The sequence below is a fragment of the Flavobacterium ichthyis genome, assembly GCF_009915155.1.
Taxonomy (GTDB): Bacteria; Bacteroidota; Bacteroidia; order Flavobacteriales; family Flavobacteriaceae; genus Flavobacterium; species Flavobacterium ichthyis.
Genome location: NZ_JAABLM010000001.1, coordinates 220,757 through 239,155 on the forward strand (window position 1 = coordinate 220,757; position 18,399 = coordinate 239,155).

The following is an 18,399-nucleotide window of genomic DNA, read 5'->3' on the forward strand; positions in this document are numbered from 1 at the left end:
CTATGTTATTTGAATTATTGGTTTTTAATCAAAACAATTTTGGCATTGTCATTACGAGCAATTTGCTCACGGAATTTTCTAAAATTTTCATACTCGCTTTTATCATACTTACCCGCGTTAGATACATAAGTACGTTTGTAAATTAGTTTCGTCGGACTTACCAAATTAAATTCGGCAATGTAATGACCGAAATGATCTTTAAGATCTACATTATCAGGTTTGGCTTCTACAGTATAACCTTGCGGAATTTCGATGGTAATTTCATCATAATCCTTAAAACCACGCGACAATTCAAATGGGTTGTTTCGGGTTCTGTATCGCTGCGGAATTTCTCTAAGTTTATTAAAAGCATTGACCGGAATCAACATTCTTCCGCCAACATTATCGGCATATTTCACGGCTTCTAACTGAAGGTCTTCCACATATTCTACCTCATTTTTATTGTTTACAAAATTTGTTTTTTGGATGTTTAAATTATTAATGTTACGAAAGTAACTTTTGTAAAAACTCATCACATCGTCATTGCTTTTCAACTCATTTCCTGCTTTGTTATCGTACTGGGTTCCGCGAGATTTAATGTTTACTTCACCTCTAAAATTTCCTTCCGGCGAAACGCTGAAATTTCCCGTAGATATTTGAGTATTTTCCAAAGTAATGTACTCATGGGTTCTCACAATTTGTCCGCCATCAGGTTTTACCAAAAGCGCCAAACGGTTGTCAGTAAAATCACCTTGATACCCAAACGGATTGGTTTGACTCGTGCATTCTAACCAATAAATTTTATCGTTTACTGGCAAAGCCAATATCGCATGATTGCCTTGCATAGAAACAAAATTTTCCTGCAAATCACGTCTTTGTCCACCATAAATTACGGTGTAATACGAAGGAACACCTACAACTTTCAGAAGCGCACGCGTGTAATTGCTCAACGCTTTACAATCACCATAACCCAAACGATCCACGTCTTTTGCCAGCATGGGTTTCCAACCGCCAATTCCCAATTGAATACTGATATATCGTGTTTTTGATTGCACAAAATCGTAAACAATTCTCGCGATTTTCACAGGATCTTTTTCCTCGCCAACCAAAGTTTTAATTTTTAATTGGGTGTCAACCGTTAGCTCGTCAGTTCCTTCCAATAAACTATTATAAACCCACTTCCCAAATTCATCCCATGAAGAAGCGGTGCCATCCACACCCTCTAGATTAAAAGTTGAAAGTCCAAAAAGAACATTAGGTAAGAAATTTCTTGGGTTAGGGGAATATTCCTCATTTTTTATTGCAACAAAATTTTCTAAAGAAAACGTAATGCCATTCGAGATTTCTTGTGATGTGACAACGCCATCGGTGTTAAAAGCTTTGTACTTAAATCCTAATTCGGGCAAAGCTCTCACGGTAATTTTTGAATTCTCAACACTTTCAAAATAGCTCTTAACCGGAGTCCAAGCCGGAATAAAAGCGGTATTAGAAGTAGCAATTTCGCTATTAAATACAACTGTAAACGGATAACTGACAGGAGTGTAATCTAAAAAAACCACCTTATTGTCAGTAATAATTGATCCTTCCGAAATTGATGTTTCTCGAAAATCTTTACGTTTTATTTTTTTAATTTCCGAACCCGAAGCATTGTAAATAATGGCTTCCATCGATTTTATTCTCGTGGATTTGTTGTAAAATTCACTCGCGCCAATCAATTCAAGTCCGGCTTCATTAAGCACCGTGACAATTCTTGTTGATTTTATGTTCATATTTTTGTTTGACGTAACATCAATAAAAACTTCTTCGAATCGAACACAAGCATTAGCGCCGTCTTTCAAATTTTGGGGGATTTCAGCTTGAAAATTAAACTGAGCTGACATAGTTAAAGAAATAAAAAGGCAAAGACTGATTAATTTTTTCATAAAAGAAAGTTAATTTTTACAAAAATAAATTTTTCAACTGCAGTACAAAGGCATTATGCACAAAATTTCTCGTTCAAAATCACTTTTAACATTCATCTTATTATTCTTTTTTATATAAATTTGCAATTGAACTCTTGAAAGAACATTTTAATTTATTGAATATTATGAAATTATCTAAATCTTTATTTGCTTTAGCGCTTTGCGGAATGATGTTCGTGAGCTGTAAAAATGAAGTAAAAACAGAAACACCTGAAGGAACTCCGGTTGATACAACTGCTGTTGACACTTCGAAAGTAACGGCCGAAAATCTTGAAACAGCTTCTTTTAAAATTGACGGAATGACTTGTGCGATGGGTTGTGCCAAAACAATTGAAAAAAAATTAGCATCGCTTAACGGTGTTCAAAAAGCTACGGTAGATTTTGAAACCAAATCTGCCAATGTAGAATTTGATGCTGCGAAACAAACGCCAGAAACCATTCGCGAAACGGTTGAAGCTGTTGCTGGTGGTGATACTTACAAAGTAACCGAAATGCGTTCTTCTGGCGAAAAAGCGATGGTTGACAAAGAAAAAGAGAAGAAAAAAAATAAAAAAGCAGGCAAAAAATCTACTGATAAAGCCGCCTCTTGTCATGAAACTAAAGGAGCAGAAGCTAAAGGTGGTTGTTGTGCGGGAAAAAAATCTTGTGCCTCTGAGGACAAAAAACCAACGACAACCTAATTTTTCTAATCAAAATTCATAAAAAAAGAGAACCATTTCGTTCTCTTTTTTTTATTTCCATTTTAAAGTTTCCATTATTTTTTTGACGTCTTCACGCAAATAATTTGCGGCAGGTAAAATAGAGTCAAAATTGGGTTTTGCATAAAAATAAACTGAACCATTGACAAAATGTTTGGTGCTGTCGGTGGCATAAAACAAGGCGTTCGTCGCCGCATTTCCACCAACGCGATACATCATTCCATACACTTTATCATCCGGATTTACAAAGGGTCGCTCTACAATATCGTCCGCTTTAATTGTATGTTTGTAAGTTAATTGTTGTGCATCGAGAAGATGGGTTTCAACATTTCCGGTGATGGGTTTATAAGTCAAATAAATCGTGGCTTTCATCTTTGGATAATTGATAGTAAAGTCACAGTTTCCCTTATTATTGACAACTGAAATTGTATTTCTATCAAATGTAAACGGACAATTTTCGTCAAATATTTCGTATTGAGCAAGAGGATATTCCAGCCTTAAATGACCAGCAGGTTTAGGAATTGCGTCATCCTTACATGAAAAAAACGCTGTTGCCAATAATAATAAAACGAAGATTTTTTTGCGAAACATTTTAATAATTGTCGTCGTTATTTTGAGACGAGTCGTAATGTGCGGTTTTCACATCTACCGAAGAACCTTGTTTTCCTTGGTCAATTTCTTTTTTAGTCTGGAGGAAAGTAAACTCTGTTACCTGAATTTCGGTGGTATATTTGGTAACTCCTTCATCTGTTTGCCACTGTCTGGATTTAATTCTACCTTCCACGTATATTTTGTCTCCTTTTGAAAGATATTTCTCGCAAATTTCAGCTGCTTTATTTCGCACCACAAGATTGTGCCACTCTGTTGAGGCAATCTTTTCGTTGGTTTGCTTGTTGATATAAATTTCGTTTGTAGCCAATGGAAATCTGCCAATGCAATTTCCGCCGTCAAAATAGTGCATTTTCACATCATCGCCTAAATGCCCTATTAAAATCACTTTGTTTAATGTACCGTTCATCTTTTTTTAATCTTTCGTGGGAAAATTAGTAAACCTTCAAATTTAGTAATTTTACCGAACCTAAAAATATTATTGTTCTTTTTTTTGAAGAAAATTGAAAATTATCACAGGAAAAGGGTATAAATCTATTGATTCCCAACTTATTGCGTTAGAAATCGTCCCGTTTACTTCAACTTTAAAAAACCTTATATATAAGGACTGGTGTGTTAACTTATGCAAAATTGGAATTATAGTTAAAGGAATTATCTTCTCAATTTCGTATTCTGAACCAAATTTTTTATGAATTTCATGACTTATATACGAATCATTTTCAAGGTTTTCAAGTTCTAAAAGAGGAAATTCGTAGAGATTTTGCCAAATTCCCTTTCCTGTTCTTTTTTGGATGACAGTGTTTTTTAAATTATCTTCAAAAACCAAATAATTAAAGTAGCGGGATTTTGGTTTTATTTTTTTCGATTTCACTGGAAGTTGTCCTATTTTATTTTTGGCGAAAGCCAGACAACCAGATTGAAGGGGACATTGTTGACAATCTGGATTTTTTGGCACACATTGAAGTGCCCCAAATTCCATGATAGCTTGATTGAAAATGGCTGGATTGTTCTTCGGGATAAGTAAATTAGCGAGTTCAGTAAATTCTTTTTTGGCTTTCGGTTGAGAAATATCAGTTTCGATATCAAAAAAACGGGCCAGTACTCTGAAAACATTTCCGTCAACAACAGGAACGACTTCGTTGTAACTAAAAGATGCAATTGCAGCAGCAGTATATTCACCAACACCTTTTAAAGTAAGTAAATCTTTATAGCTTGCTGGAAAATTTCCTTTTAAGTCTTGAGCGATAAATTTTGCAGCTTGGTGTAAATTTCTGGCACGTGAATAATATCCTAGACCTTGCCAAAGTTTGAGCACTTTTTCTTCTTCGGCGGAAGCCAAATCAAAAACGGTCGGAAAATTTTCGGCGAAAGCCAAAAAATAAGGCAAACCTTGGACTACTCGCGTTTGTTGCAAGATAATCTCAGAGAGCCAAATTAGGTATGGATTAGTGGTGTTTCTCCAAGGTAAATCACGTTTATTTTGCAAATACCACTGAATTAGCACATTAGAAAAATTCATGGGAAAAAATTGGTTTACAAAAGTAAAAGTTTATGTTATTAAATTTTAATCAATTAAGGTTGAAATATTGTTTTTTTAATTCATATATTTGCACACTCAAAAAATTACACATTAAAATTAAATACGAAAGAAAATGACGAAAGCAGATATCGTTGCTAAAATTTCTGAAAAATTAGGCCTTGAAAAAGGTGATGTTCAGGCAACAGTGGAATCATTCATGGACGAGGTTAAAAACTCTTTGGAAACAGGTGACAACGTTTACTTGAGAGGTTTCGGAAGTTTCATCATTAAAACCAGAGCTGAGAAAACTGGTAGAAATATTTCTAAAAATACTACAATTAAAATTCCTGCTCACAACATTCCTGCTTTTAAACCTGCAAAAGTGTTTGTAGAAGGAGTAAAAACGAATACTGAAGCAAAAGTAAACTAATTTATTAATCACTAAAATCTTGTATTATGCCAAGTGGTAAAAAAAGAAAAAGACATAAGGTAGCAACGCACAAACGTAAAAAAAGAGCGAGAGCTAACCGTCACAAAAAGAAAAAGTAGTCTCACTACTTTTTCTTTTTTTTAAAGAAACATTTAAAGTTCATTGACATCGGAAATTTTTGAAACAATTATTGAAGTTTTAAATCACTTTAGTACCAAAAATTTCCACCGGGTAAAAAACTTTACCTTATTAATTAATGTTTAATCCATCCTTGTTTAGTTGAGAGTTAAAAGCAGTTAGTTGAGAGTTTCTCTACCAACATTTGCTTAAAAAAACTACAACCACCTTGGATAAAAATTTACAGTGTGAACAAAGAACTGATCATCAGGTCCGGTTCGGATGCGGTAGATTTTGCCTTATTAAAAGATGGAAAACTAGTTGAATTACATAAAGAAGAGGAAAAAAGCAATTTTCAGGTGGGTGATATTTTTATTGCAAAAATACGCAAACCCGTTGCCGGACTAAATGCTGCTTTTGTAAATGTAGGCTTCGAAAAAGATGCTTTTTTACATTACCATGATTTGGGTCCTAACCTTACTTCTCAATTAAAATTCATTAAACTTGTTAGCACAGGTAAACTAAAAGATTTCTCCCTTAAAAATTTTCCTTTTGAAAAAGAAATAGACAAAGACGGGCAAATTACCGATGTAATTAGTGCCAATCAATCTATTTTAGTACAAGTGGTGAAAGAACCAATTTCCACCAAAGGCCCTAGAATTAGCTCAGAGCTTTCTCTTGCAGGCCGTTTTATAGTACTTGTTCCATTTTCTGAACGCGTTTCCATTTCCCAAAAAATTGAAACCAAAGAAGAAAAAGAACGGCTGAAAAGATTAGTACAATCTATCAGACCAAAAGGATTCGGTGTTATTGTAAGAACAGTAGCCGAAGGCAAAAAAGTAGCCGAACTAGACAAAGATTTGCAGAACCTGCTTAGCAGATGGACTGCAATGTGTAAAAAATTACCAACTGCTCATCATCCCTCAAAAGTTTTAGGAGAACTTAATCGAGCTTCTTCTATTTTACGTGACGTATTTAACGACACCTTTACGGGGATTCATATAGATGATGAAGAGTTGTACCAACAAACAAAAGATTATTTGGAAGAAATTGCTCCATCCAAACAATCCATCGTAAAATTTTATCAGTCGAAAGACACGCCAATCTTCGAAAAATACAGTATCGAACGACAAATCAAAACCTCATTTGGTAAAACAGTTTCAATGAGCAAAGGTGCTTACTTGATCATTGAACATACCGAAGCCCTGCACGTGATAGACGTTAACAGCGGCAACCGCTCCAATAAAGCTTCTAATCAAGAAGAAACCGCACTCGAAGTGAATTTAATTGCTGCTGCAGAAATTGCCAGACAACTCAGGCTTCGTGATATGGGCGGAATTATTGTGGTAGATTTCATTGACATGTCTAATCCCGAAAATCGCAAAGTTTTATATGATTTTCTCCGTGAGGAAATGAGCGACGATAAAGCCAAACATAAAATACTTCCACCAAGTAAATTTGGATTGGTACAAATTACCCGACAAAGGGTAAGACCGGAAGTAAATATTAAAACACGAGAAGAAGACCCTAACAACGAAAATGGTGAAATTGAAGCACCAATTCTTATCGTTGACAAAATTTCTTCGGATGTGGAAAGATTATTAAAAAGTCATAAAAAATTAGTGCTCAATGCACATCCTTTTGTGGCGGCTTATATTACCAAAGGATTTCCCTCTTTACGTTCAAAATGGTTTTTCGAACATAAAAAATGGGTAAAAATAATTCCTCGAGACGCTTATACTTTTCTCGAATATCATTTTTACGACAAAAATGGGAATAAAATAAAAGATTAAATCTGAAAATAATTTTCAGGTTAAACCAATAAAAAACCGCCATTCTAACCAGAACTGGCGGTTTTTTTATTTCAAATTTTTCACTTACGTAAAATTTACTCGCGTTTCAATTTCATCTCCATGCCACCCTGAATGATGGTCATGAAATCCCCTTCAAAAACCAATTCTAATCCAGCTGTATCAAAGTTAAACCGATTATCTGCCAAAGGATTTAACGGAAAAGAATCTTGACCAGTTGCTTGGCAAATCAAAACTCCATCTTCTTCCTTAATCGAAATTTTCATCGGAAAATTAGTATCAGAGTAAACGCCTTCGTATTTTTTTAAAACCGAAACGTCAACAGCTACCGAAGTCAAATTTGGAAAACGGTAAGGCATTTTGTAATAAATGCTCAAAATCCCTACCACAATGTCGTTCATTGGGTAAGATTGCCCATTTTGAACTAAAGCAATTGCCAATTTTTCTTTTGGATAATAACCTAAAGTTGACGTAAAATTTTCAATTCCGCCGTTGTGCCCGTAAAATTTTCTTTCGCCGAAAGGCATCACCATCAAACCACGACCAAAACCTTTTTCAACTTCCATCATGGCTTGTAACGATTCTGGTTTTACTAATTTCCCAGAAAAAAGTCCGTGGGCAAACAGTGTTAAATCTGCTGGAGTTGACACAATATTTCCGGCTCCACCAGGAATTGACATATCTTCCTTATTCGCTATTTTCCATATTTTGCCGTCATTTTGATAAGAAAAAACCTCTGTATTTTTACCTTTAGCGACAAAAGTATTTTGCAATTTCAGTGGCGTTGTAATTCTGTTTTTCAAATTTTCTTCGAAAGATTTTTTAGTCAAATCTTCAATAATCCAACCCAAAATAATATAATTCGAGTTGCTGTATTCTGCTTTTTCCCCAGGTTGAAAACGCGATTTGCCCAATTTGATTTTTTTCATCAATTCCTGACGGGTTTTGGGTGCTTTTGCAAAAGCGGGATAATCGTCAAAATCAGTAATGCTAAAAATACCGCTGGAATGATTCATCAGGTTTTCAATTGTAATATTTTCAGAATTTTCAATCGTGGGATAAAATTTAGACAACTTGGTTTCGGCCGTTAATTTTTTTTCATCAATCAATTGTTGAATCATAGTAGCCGTAAAGGTTTTGGTAATGGAACCTATTTTATAAACCGAAGATTTATCGGCTTTCCATTTTTTTTCCACATCAGCAAAACCATAATTTTTTTCAAAAACTATGTTGTTGTTTTCTCGAATAGCAACGGCTCCCATAAATTTATTATTCGCCGACAAAAAAGTAAGCAAACTATCAATTTTACCAAATTTATCATTGGATTGCCCAAACACATTCAGCGAAAGCGCCACAAAAAATAAGGCAAGTTTTTTCATTTTTAAAAAAAGATATTTTTAAACAAAACGATATTTTTTTGATTTTATTGAATTAAATTAATGCGCTTCCAACCAGTTTCTTCCCTCGCCTAACTCTACAGTCAATGGAACCGCCATTTTAAAAGCATTTTCCATTTCAAATTTAATCATCGGTTTGATTTTTTCGAGTTCGCTTAAATGAACATCAAACACTAATTCATCGTGAACCTGAAGTAACATTTTACTTTTCCAGTTTTCTGATTTTAATTTTCGATGAATATTGATCATTGCAATTTTGATAATATCTGCGGCACTTCCCTGAATTGGCGCATTCACGGCATTTCTTTCGGCACCGCTTCGTACCATAGCATTTTGCGAATTGATATCTTTTAAATAACGACGTCTTCCGGAAATGGTTTGTACAAATCCTTGTTCGCGAGCAATTTCGACTTGTTCCTGAATGTAGGCTTTCAAACGAGGATAGGTCTCATAATAAGCATCAATCAATTCTTTAGATTCTGCTCTGGTAAGCGAAGTTTGGTTGCTTAACCCAAATGCCGAAACACCATAAACAATACCAAAATTAACGGTTTTTGCATGGCTTCTTTGCTCTCGAGTGACTTCTTCAAGTGGAATATTAAAAACTTTTGAAGCGGTTGAAGCGTGAATATCTTCGTTGTTTTGAAACGATTTTATCATGTTTTCTTCGCCACTTAAAGCCGCAATAATTCTCAGTTCTATTTGCGAATAATCGGCAGAAACCAAGATGTGATTTTCATCTCTGGCGATAAACGCTTTTCTAATTAACCTTCCCCGTTCGGTTCTTATAGGAATATTTTGCAAATTTGGGTTATTAGAACTCAACCGTCCCGTTGCTGCCACGGTTTGCATGTAATCCGTATGAACGCGATTGGTTTTGCCGCAAACCTGTAATGGTAAGGCTTCGACATAAGTATTTTGCAATTTTACGAGTTGGCGCCAATCTAAAATATCTTGTACAAAAGGGCTTGTTAACGCTAAATAAGAAAGTACATCTTCGCCGGTTGCATATTGTCCGGTTTTGGTTTTTTTCTGTTTTGCTCCTCCAATTTTCAACTTGTCGAATAAAATTTCTCCTAATTGCTTTGGCGAAGCTAAATTGAATTTTTCGCCGGCATTTTCGTAAATCTGATTTTCAAGTTTGTCAATATCCGCCTGTAATTCTACCGAAAGTTTTTGCAAAAACGGAACGTCTAAATTAATTCCTTCGCGTTCCATATCTGCCAAAACTGGAACCAGCGGCACTTCAATTTCATCAAATAATTTTCGGGTTTCGGCACGTTGTAATTCTTCTGCAAAAAAATCTTTCAATTGAAGTGTAACATCCGCATCTTCAACGGCATATTCTTTCACATCTTCTACCGGAACATCGCGCATATTTTTTTGGTTTTTGCCTTTTTTACCAATTAATTCTTCGATGGATTTTGGCGAATATTGCAAATAAGTTTCAGATAAAATATCCATGTTATGTCGCATATCCGGATTGATGAGATAATGCGCAATCATGGTATCGAAAATCTTCCCTTTGACCTCAATGCCATAATTGGCAAGGATTTTTAAATCATATTTTAAATTTTGACCTATTTTTTCAATGTGTTCTGCTTCAAAAAAAGGTATAAACTGGTCCACAATTTTTTGAGCTTCGTCTTGATTTTCAGGAACGGGAACGTAAAAACCTTTGCCTTTTTCCCAAGAAAATGACATGCCAACCAATTCGGCAGTTAGCGGATCTATTCCGGTGGTTTCGGTGTCGAAACTTACGGCGGTTTGTTTGAGTAAATTTTGTAATAAAAATTTGGTTGCCATTCCTGGTTCAACGGTTTGGTAAAAATGTTCCGTGTTTTCAAGCGTTTTGTAAAAACTGCTTGTATTTTCGCCAGAATCTGAATGGGTGTTTACCGAAAATAAATCAAATTGGTCGCTTGCAGGTTGCGGTTTTTTGTACAATCTGGCTTCCGCCGAATTTGCCACAGCTGCATTAGGATCAGTTCGGAACAAATTATCGAATTGTTCTGCCATTCGGCGAAATTCTAGTTCCTGAAAAATGGCTTCGGTTTCTTCGATGTTCGGTCGCGATAGTTGGTAATCTTCTTCATTAAATTGCACATCACAATCGCAAATGATAGTCGCTAATTTCTTCGAAAGAATTCCTTTTTCTTTATTGGCTTCGATGTTTTCTTTCATCTTTCCTTTGAGCTGGTGTGTGTTGGCCAAAAGGTTTTCCATCGAACCATATTCTTTTAAAAATTTCTTGGCTGTTTTTTCGCCAACACCTGGTAAACCCGGAATATTGTCAACCGCATCTCCCATCATTCCTAAGAAATCAATGACTTGTTCAGGTCTTTCGATTTCAAATTTTTCCAAAACTTCAGGAATTCCCCAAATTTCGATTCCATTTCCCATTCGGGCAGGTTTGTACATAAAAATGTTTTCGGTAACTAACTGGGCAAAATCCTTGTCTGGCGTTACCATATACACTTTAAAATTTTCTTTTTCGGCTTGTTTGGCAATCGTCCCGATGAGATCGTCAGCTTCGCAACCTGCCAATTCTATGATGGGAATATGCATCGCTTGAAGCAAACGGTGAATATATGGAATGGCAATTAAAATAGCTTCTGGTGTGGCATCACGATTGGCTTTATAGTCGGAGAACATTTCGGTTCGTACTGCACTTCCCTCTTTATCAAAAGCTACTGCCAAATGATCCGGTTTCTCTCTTTTGATTAAATCCAAAAGGGAATTCATAAATCCCATGATGGCAGAAGTATCCATCCCTTTGGAGTTGATCCGGGGATTTTTGATAAAAGCGTAATATCCTCTGAAAATTAAGGCGTAAGCGTCGAGCAGAAAAAGGCGTTTTTGTTGTGACATATTTATATTTTGATGAATTCAAAAATACAAAAACTAACGCATTACAGGTAAAAAATCAACCAAGAACATTTTATAAATTATATCCGATATCTCAGGAACAATACTAAATTTTCATACTAACGTTAAAATTGTTTAAACGTTTAGCGATAGATTTTGAGAATTCATTTTCTTTGTTGAAACTTTATATATGTTGCGTTGGATTCTTTTTATTTCTGTCTTATTGGTGATAGAAATTTACGCCTTTCAAGCTTTTAAAACTGCCATAAAACACAAATGGATTGTTTTTTCCTACCAGATGCTCTCCATAGCAGTTATTATATATGTGATTTATTCGTTGAGTCAATTTGACCGTGCGGTTGGTCAAAACCGCCAATCGTTAATTACTTTTGGACTGATTTTATTGACACTTTTGCCGAAAATCATCATCATGGTGATTTTATTTGGTGAAGATATTTGGAGAATTATTTACGGAATTTACGGCAAATTTTCTGACAAAAATAATGGAGATTTTTTACCAGAACGAAGAAAATTTGTCAGTCAAACTGCCTTGGGAATTGCCGCCATACCTTTTCTATCTTTAATTTACGGGATGACAATTGGCAAATATAATTTTAAAGTAAGGAAACAAACCATTCAATTTCCTGACTTGCCTGACAGTTTCGATGGTTTTAAGATTCTACAAATTTCGGATATTCACAGCGGTAGCTTTGACAGTACAGAAAAAATTGAGTATGCAATAGACTTAATTAACCAGCAAGAAGCCGACATTATTCTTTTTACCGGCGACATTGTCAATACACACGCTACTGAAATGCACCCGTGGATTGACACTTTTAAAAAAATAAAAACGCCTGAATACGGAAAATTTTCTGTGTTAGGTAATCACGATTATGGCGAATACATCACTTGGCCAACAAAGCAAGCGAAACTTAAAAATTTCGAAGACATTAAGGACTTACACCAGATGATTGACTTTAAATTGTTGCTTAACGAAAATTTGAAGTTAAAAAAAGGCAATGAGGAAATTGCCTTGGTTGGAGTAGAAAACTGGGGTGTTGGATTTAAGCAAGCCGGAGATTTGGCGAAAGCCTCAGAAGGATTGACGCAAAAAGATTTTAAAATTTTGATGAGCCACGATCCGTCACATTGGGATTTTGAGGTAAAAAACCACGCCGGAAATTATCAATTAACACTTTCGGGACACACGCATGGTTTCCAATTTGGGATTGAAATTCCAGGATTTATCAAGTGGAGTCCGGTTCAATACCGTTATCCTCAGTGGGCTGGATTGTATGAAACCAATAAAAAATATTTGTATGTAAACCGCGGTTTTGGCTTTCACGCCTATCCTGGCCGTGTAGGGATTATGCCAGAAATTACGGTATTAGAATTAAAAAAATCAGGAAATATATCATAATTCATTAAAAATGCTACATTTGTAGTAAAATTGTTGTAATTTAGAAATAAAATCTACGTGTAAAACTTCATTATATGTCAAAATTTGGAGAACTTATTAGTGCACAAGTGCCGGTTTTAATTGACTTTTATACCGAATGGAATGAGCAATCGGTTTCGATGCATCCGGTAATTCGTGACGTGGCAGCTGCTTTGGGAGACAAAGCAAAAGTGATAAAAATTGATGTAGATAAAAACCAAGAGCTTGCCGAAGCGCTTCGTATTAAAGGATTACCCACTTTGATGATTTACAAAAATGGTCAAATGGTTTGGCGTCAATCAGGTGAATTAGATGCCAATTCTATCATCACCATCGTTACCGAACAACTTTAGATTTTATCAAAAATAAATCCTTTTCTTTTCAAGATTTCGATGGCTTTTGGCAAAGCAAATTTTACGTTTGTGGCAGCTTTTAAACTGTCATGAAAAACGATAATGCTCCCTTTTTGTGTATTTTTAACTACATTGTCCAAACATTTTTCGGGAGAAACTTTAGCATTATAGTCAACGCTCAAAACGTCCCACATAATTATTTTGTAACCTGTTTTTTTGAGTGCCTTTATTTGAGAAAATTTAATTTTGCCGTAAGGCGGACGAAATAATTTCGGCTTTTTACAGCTTAAATTTTCTAGTAAATCATGACATTCTCGAGCATTTTCAAGGTATTTTTCTAAAGATTGATCCCAACCTTTGAGATGATTTTGAGTATGATTTCCTACCGAATGTCCTTCATTGAGAATTCTTAAAAATAAATCTGGGTAAGCTTCAACATTTTTTCCGATGCAAAAAAAGGTGGCCTGAATGTTATTTTTTTTTAATTCGTCTAAAACAAAATCCGTAATTCCCGGCATTGGTCCATCATCAAAAGTGAGGAAAATTTTATTGTCCGGGTTTGGAATTTCCCAAACCAATCCCGAAAAAATCCATTTGATTATCCTACTGGTTTTCACCCACATAATATCCATTTTCATACTAAAAAAAAAATGCCGATACGAATCGCATCGGCACTAATTTACGAATTTATACTATTATTCAAAATCACGCTTGAATTGCTTAAACATGGCGTTATAAGAATTAAAATCTTTTTTAGATGCGTTGTAAAACTCCATATCCCCACGGTCTTTCATGGTTTCGAGCAAACTTCTGTAACGTTCAATATCAGTTATGATTTCGATATAATAGGTGTTTTGTTCGCTTGGCGAAAACGTTTTGTAGTGTGTAAGATTTTGCTGGTATTTTTTAATCAAGCTGGTTAGGGTTTCTCTGGCTTTTGCCTTTTCTCCTACTTCGTAATAACCGGCAGCGAAAGGCTCCACAAAACTGTAAAAACCAAATTTTTCGATTGGCATAGTAGTCATTGCCATTTCAATAATTTTTTTGGCCTGATCGTTTTTACCTTCGTTGATTAATTGTTCCATCAAGCGAGCCAAATTCGTGCGGTAACTGATGCTGTTTTTGCGGGTTTCCGGATCGTGGTAAATTTCGGTGCTACCACTATTTCCCCAATCCCATTTGGAAACAATGTCAAACATTTTTTCAGAATCAATTTGTCCCATATCCATTGGGCTTGCGGCTTTTTCCAACGGCGTTTTGATAGGAACCAATTTGTACACAATTCCGTCGAGTTGCAGGTAATCTTTCATCCAAAGATAATCGTCATCGCCAAAACTTCCCGGCGAGAAATAAATGGGTCGTTTCCAGTTATTATTGGCCACAATGTTCAACATCATGAGGCGATTTTTATACAAGGCATTTCCTTTAATATCCAAATCGATATAAGGAACAATTGAATCTATTGCTTTTTTTGAAACTACTTTATTAGTTATCACGGCTTGTTTATCTACCGGAATCCTAATTTTATTGGTTGGAAAAAAGTGTACTTTTTGTCCGTTTGGCAAATCAACCATTGTTCGCGGATCGTCTAACGAAATAAACGACATTAAGTCTTGAATGTTCCAACGATTTTCTGTTTGCGGACGATAAATCACATAATCTAATTTATCTCCCACATATTGATGGTGTTCGAAAGAAATAGGCAATGGCTCAGATTTGTATGCTTTGGCTTTCATTTGATCAATATACCAATCGGTCATAAAAAGACTGGTGTTTACGATTCTAATATCGGTTCTAATTCCTTCAATTTCTTGAGCATACCAAAGTGGGAATGTATCGTTATCACCTATAGTAAATAGAATGGCATTTTGATCACACGATTCTAAATAATTTTTTGCCATGGCAATTGCCGTATATTTTCCGGAGCGGTCGTGATCATCCCAGTTTTGAGCTGCCATTAATACTGGAGCTGCTAACACTGTAGTTGCGATAACAATTGGAGCGGCGATTTTTGGTGACAAGTATTTTTTAACTGTATCGTAAATAGCGTAAACTCCGTAAGCAATCCACATCGCAAAAACGTAGAACGAACCTACCAATGCATAATCTCTTTCACGTGGTTCAAAAGGTCTTTCGTTTAGGTAAATTTTTAACACTAATCCAGTGAATAAAAACAGTACGAGCAAAACGTAAAAGCTTTTCAAATCTTTATTAGCGTGGTAAACCAATCCAATTATCGCCAAAATAAACGGCAAGAAATAATAAACGTTTCGCCCTTTGTTGTTTAGTGCATCGTCAGGTAAATTTTCTTGAGAACCTAATCTGGCTTCGTCAATAAATTTAATTCCGCTTAACCAATTTCCGTCAAAATTATCGTATTTTCCTTGGTTATCATTTTGTCTTCCCACGAAATTCCACATTAAATAGCGCCAGTACATATACCCAAACTGGTATTCAAATAAAAATTGAAAATTATCTCCAGCAGATGGTTTGTCGATAATTAGATAATCTCCATAAGTTTTTAAAAATTTATGATAACCGTCAACGTCAATATCTCCCGAGGCGTAAGCTGCCCGAAATTGTTGCACGTTTTTCTCCATTTCTAGACGAATTTGTGCGCCATAATGCATCAATTCTTCTTCGGAAAGCTGGCGTGGATCAATCCCATATTGTGGTAAATCTGAAGCGTAATCGTAGGTAGGATCTAATCTAAAATTTAAAACTTTAGAAAATCTCATGTAATTTTCAGCATGTTCAGTACTCCACATTCTTGGCAAAAATGCTTTGTGGTTATCGTCAGAATTTTGCTCTGCATTTTTGTAATTATTGACAATTACATATTTACCTAGTTTGTAATCACGCTCATAGTTTGGTTTTTTATCCAAATAAGGATTTTCTTTATCTAAACCTGCATAAGTATCCGAAAATTGTGGCCCGTAAAAAAGCGGATTTGATCCATATTGTTCACGATTATAATACGCCAAAACTTCTCGAGCATCCGATGGTTTATTTTCATTAATGACCACATTTGCATTAGCACGAATCGGTAACATCATCCACGTTGAAAAACCTATCAAGATGAAAAGAATACAAAGTATTAACGTATTGGCCTGAACTTTTCCTTTCTCGCGAGTATATTTTAAACCAAAATAAAAGAAAGCAATTAAAGCAACTGTTACAAATATAGTTCCCGAATTAAACGGCAATCCCAAACTGTTAACCATAAAAACTTCGGCGTTTCCAAAGAATCCCATTGTTAACGGTAACAGTAATTTGAAAATAAAAAGCAACACCGAAACCACAACTACATTCGCAATGATGAAATTTTTAACAGTAATTTTCGGATAATTTTTAAAATAATAAATAAATCCAATTGATGGAATCGTTAACAACGCCATGAAGTGAACTCCAAAGGAAAGCCCAATTACTAAAGCAATCAACAATAACCACCGGTTTCCTCTTGGCAAATGCATTTCTTGTTCCCAACGCAATCCCAACCAAAGCAATACCGCAATGAATAAACTTGCCATGGCATAAACTTCCGCTTCAACGGCATTGTACCAAAAACTATCAGAAAAAGTAAAAGCCAAACTGGCAACGGCAGCACTTCCTAAAACAGCAACTGCGTTAGAATTATTAAACTCATTTGTAGTAGAAACTAATTTTTTCAGCAACATTGTAAGTGACCAAAACATAAATAATATGGTAAACGCACTCGATAAAACCGACATAAAATTTACCATCAAAGCCACTTGATTTGGCTCTAAAGCAAACATGGAAAAAAACGCACCAATCATCTGGAAAAGCGGAGCTCCAGGAGGATGTCCTACTTCTAATTTTGCAGCGGTAGATATATATTCGCCACAATCCCAGAAACTTAAAGTGGGTTCAACAGTTAAGGCGTAAACAAGGAGGGCAATCGAAAAAACGGTCCAACCAATAATTGTATTCCATTTTTTGAAATTAAAAGATACCATAGAGTCCTGATAAAAATTATACTTGCAAAGAAAATGCTTTTTTACTTAATGGAATGCTAAAAAAAAAATATTCCAGAAAAAGTTCAAAAAAATTTGCGCAATTGATTTTTTGTTCTAAATTTGCACTCGCAATCAAGCAATGCTGGCCTATGGTGTAATGGTAACACTACGGTTTTTGGTGCCGTCTTTCTAGGTTCGAGTCCTAGTAGGCCAACATAAATTTAACCTCTCAATTTTTTGGGAGGTTTTTTTTATTTTAGCCAAAGTCAATTTCACGAAAAAAAAAAAAAAATTAACTTCAGAGTTGTCAATTACTCTTTTAAAATTTTTAGTATTGGCATACAATTTGGCAATACCTAAAAAAAAAAATAGAATATGAAAAAAATATTGTGCGCTTTTGTTTTACTTTCAATTCAAGGATATTCACAAGAATTTCAAGGAATGGCGGTTTACGAATCTAAAACCAGTATCGGAGATTTTGCAGGAAGAATAGGCAATCGTCCCGAAATTACGCCTGAAATGCAAAAATCCATAGAAGAAAGGGTTAAAAAAGCTATGGAAAAAACTTTTGTACTCAACTTTGATAAAACTTCTTCAATTTATAAAGAAGAAGAAAAACTTGATGCTCCAGGACAGCAAAACTCCGGATTTAGAATGATGAATTCCATGATGGGAACCGGTGGTACTTTTTATAAAAATGTAAAAGAAAAAAAGATTACCGTTGACAAAGAATTTCTAGGAAAAGAATTTTTAATTCAAGATTCTTTACCATCTTATCAATGGAAAATGGAAGGCGAAACCAAACAAATTGGCGGTTATACTTGCTATAAAGCCACAGCTTTAAAACCCGCAAGCAAATCCGATTTTAGAAATTTTCGAGCGAAAAAAGAAGAAGAAAAAGCCACTTCTGAAAAATCTACAAACATTATGGATTACGTTGAAATCCCTAAAGAAATCGAAATCACGGCTTGGTATGCTCCCGAAATCGCTGTGAATCAAGGACCTGAAAATTATTGGGGACTTCCAGGCTTAATACTAGAAATTTCCGATGGGAAAACGGTTATTTTATGTTCCAAAATAGTTCTAAACCCTAAACAAAAAACCGAAATCAAAGCGCCAACCAAAGGTAAAGTAGTTTCTCAAAAAGAATTTGATGCAATTGTTGTTGAAAAAATGGAGGAAATGCGTCAAAATTTTCAAAACGGAAGGCAAACGCCAAGATTAAGAATTGGAAATTAAATC

General features: G+C 35.1%; 14 protein-coding genes and 1 tRNA gene. 7 read left to right on the forward strand and 8 right to left on the reverse strand.

Going from position 1 to position 18,399, the window contains the following annotated elements:
• Positions 1 to 14: 14 nt before the first annotated feature.
• Positions 15 to 1,901 (reverse strand): DUF3857 domain-containing protein, encoded by a 1,887-nt coding sequence (locus GV828_RS00950; protein ID WP_166535591.1) that lies wholly within the window; start codon positions 1,899 to 1,901, stop codon positions 15 to 17.
• A 164-nt stretch (positions 1,902 to 2,065) separates the two neighbouring features.
• Here GV828_RS00950 and GV828_RS00955 point away from each other — a divergent pair, with 164 nt between their 5' ends.
• The gene (locus GV828_RS00955) at positions 2,066 to 2,620 is read left to right on the forward strand and encodes a heavy-metal-associated domain-containing protein (RefSeq protein ID WP_166535592.1); all 555 of its coding nucleotides are present in this window, start codon (positions 2,066 to 2,068) and stop codon (positions 2,618 to 2,620) included.
• 51 nt (positions 2,621 to 2,671) lie between these two features.
• Here the strand turns inward: GV828_RS00955 and gldD are convergent, their stop codons facing one another.
• The 3 genes from gldD to mutY form a co-directional block, all read right to left on the reverse strand.
• Positions 2,672 to 3,229, reverse strand: coding sequence for a gliding motility lipoprotein GldD (gene gldD / locus GV828_RS00960; RefSeq protein ID WP_166535593.1), 558 nt, complete (start codon positions 3,227 to 3,229; stop codon positions 2,672 to 2,674).
• A 1-nt stretch (position 3,230) separates the two neighbouring features.
• Complete coding sequence (locus GV828_RS00965; protein WP_166535594.1) at positions 3,231 to 3,656, reverse strand: single-stranded DNA-binding protein; 426 nt, start codon at positions 3,654 to 3,656, stop codon at positions 3,231 to 3,233.
• 69 nt (positions 3,657 to 3,725) lie between these two features.
• Entirely contained in the window at positions 3,726 to 4,766 is a 1,041-nt protein-coding gene (gene mutY, locus GV828_RS00970) for an A/G-specific adenine glycosylase (protein ID WP_166535595.1), read from the reverse strand.
• A gap of 133 nt (positions 4,767 to 4,899) precedes the next feature.
• Between mutY and GV828_RS00975 the strand changes: the two genes are divergently transcribed.
• Together GV828_RS00975 and GV828_RS00980 are read left to right on the forward strand one after the other, a co-directional pair.
• On the forward strand, positions 4,900 to 5,196 hold the full coding sequence (locus GV828_RS00975) for an HU family DNA-binding protein (RefSeq protein ID WP_056067901.1): 297 nt from the start codon (positions 4,900 to 4,902) through the stop codon (positions 5,194 to 5,196).
• A gap of 365 nt (positions 5,197 to 5,561) precedes the next feature.
• Positions 5,562 to 7,106, forward strand: coding sequence for an Rne/Rng family ribonuclease (locus tag GV828_RS00980; protein ID WP_166535596.1), 1,545 nt, complete (start codon positions 5,562 to 5,564; stop codon positions 7,104 to 7,106).
• A gap of 95 nt (positions 7,107 to 7,201) precedes the next feature.
• Here the strand turns inward: GV828_RS00980 and GV828_RS00985 are convergent, their stop codons facing one another.
• Both GV828_RS00985 and polA read right to left on the reverse strand, forming a co-directional pair.
• Positions 7,202 to 8,503 carry a serine hydrolase domain-containing protein gene (locus GV828_RS00985; protein ID WP_166535597.1) on the reverse strand — a complete coding sequence of 434 codons (1,302 nt, stop codon included), beginning with the start codon at positions 8,501 to 8,503 and terminating at the stop codon, positions 7,202 to 7,204.
• Positions 8,504 to 8,560: 57 nt separating this feature from the next.
• Positions 8,561 to 11,392 (reverse strand): DNA polymerase I, encoded by a 2,832-nt coding sequence (gene polA, locus GV828_RS00990; RefSeq protein ID WP_166535598.1) that lies wholly within the window; start codon positions 11,390 to 11,392, stop codon positions 8,561 to 8,563.
• Positions 11,393 to 11,579: 187 nt separating this feature from the next.
• Here polA and GV828_RS00995 point away from each other — a divergent pair, with 187 nt between their 5' ends.
• Both GV828_RS00995 and GV828_RS01000 read left to right on the forward strand, forming a co-directional pair.
• Entirely contained in the window at positions 11,580 to 12,809 is a 1,230-nt protein-coding gene (locus GV828_RS00995; protein ID WP_166535599.1) for a metallophosphoesterase, read from the forward strand.
• Between the two features lie 74 nt (positions 12,810 to 12,883).
• Entirely contained in the window at positions 12,884 to 13,180 is a 297-nt protein-coding gene (locus GV828_RS01000) for a thioredoxin family protein (RefSeq protein WP_166535600.1), read from the forward strand.
• Here the strand turns inward: GV828_RS01000 and GV828_RS01005 are convergent.
• Entirely contained in the window at positions 13,177 to 13,812 is a 636-nt protein-coding gene (locus GV828_RS01005; RefSeq protein WP_166535601.1) for a polysaccharide deacetylase family protein, read from the reverse strand. The genes GV828_RS01000 and GV828_RS01005 overlap by 4 nt on opposite strands.
• 63 nt (positions 13,813 to 13,875) lie before the next feature.
• Entirely contained in the window at positions 13,876 to 17,157 is a 3,282-nt protein-coding gene (locus GV828_RS01010; RefSeq protein WP_166535602.1) for a glycosyltransferase family 117 protein, read from the reverse strand.
• Positions 17,158 to 17,300: 143 nt separating this feature from the next.
• Here GV828_RS01010 and GV828_RS01015 point away from each other — a divergent pair.
• A tRNA-Gln gene (locus tag GV828_RS01015) sits at positions 17,301 to 17,371 on the forward strand.
• 161 nt (positions 17,372 to 17,532) lie between these two features.
• Positions 17,533 to 18,396 (forward strand): GLPGLI family protein, encoded by an 864-nt coding sequence (locus GV828_RS01020; protein ID WP_166535603.1) that lies wholly within the window; start codon positions 17,533 to 17,535, stop codon positions 18,394 to 18,396.
• Positions 18,397 to 18,399: the final 3 nt, after the last annotated feature.